This is a genomic window from Bacillus sp. mrc49, from assembly GCF_002803435.1.
The window spans coordinates 1-933 of the sequence record NZ_PHNG01000156.1 but is presented as its reverse complement, the minus strand read 5'-3'; the positions used below and the strand labels follow the sequence as shown (position 1 = coordinate 933).

The following is a 933-nucleotide window of genomic DNA, read 5'->3' as shown; positions in this document are numbered from 1 at the left end:
TTCATTAACAGCTGTGACATAGTAATGAGCTTTTGAGGCATTATTATCTACATAACTTTTACGTTCGTACTCTGAGATGCTTCCAATGTGCGTAAATGTCCCTCCAGGCACTTTTTTGTATATCCGGTAGCCAATAATATTTCCTTCTCGTACGGCATACCAGGATAACAAATCACCGCTTATTTTTACATTCGTTGGCGCATCTGGCAGCTTCGCTTCATTTTCAAGCTGCATCGCTTGTTCTTCCTTTAATTCTGCATATACGACCAATCGTTCTTGATGCGTGCCTTTTGATCGGTCGAAGGTGCCTGTGCAAGTAATTAAGTTCAAATGGCGCCCTTTGCTATATCCGAAGATTTCGTTAAGAGGGGCTTTGTCTCGTGGGTAGCTTTGTTTCTTTTTCACCACAAATGTGAGTTTTGTTCCTTGTTTGTCCTTAACCGTAATTTCATCCCCTCTATCGAGGTCTTTCAAATGATAAAAAATGGCGGGTCCTGTCTTGCTGTCTACATGCCCTGCCAATACTGCATTCCCTTTCACCCCTGGTTTTGAACCAGGTTCAAACCAAGCGACACCGTCTTCAGTGGAAGGGGCATCCATTTGTCCTGTTTCCAATAAACCGACTTGCTCGATTGAAGCATTCACATCAATGGAAGGAATGGCTATATCTGTTGGGGTAATGCCAGTGAATTTTTTATTGAGCGGTTTCTTTTCTGTCTTATGCTCCTTTAATACCGTGAATTCTTCTGCAAGTGTGATGCGGTTTTTTAAATTTTCCTTTTGTATTTCTTTAACTTGTTTCATATCCTGCTCTTGCGTTTCTGATGCTTGAACCATTAATTGTTTCACATAAATCGTTCCACTTACTAGAATAATGGCTATTAAGATAAAACAAGCGAAATGAATTAGTTTATTCATATCATGACCTCATTT

The 933-nt window shown here is 40.0% G+C and carries 1 protein-coding gene; it reads right to left on the bottom strand.

The features are described 5' to 3' along the window. Positions 1 to 918: class F sortase (locus CVN76_RS01070; RefSeq protein WP_100530107.1), on the bottom strand; the 918-nt coding region annotated here is incomplete at its 3' end. Positions 919 to 933 lie beyond the last annotated feature (15 nt).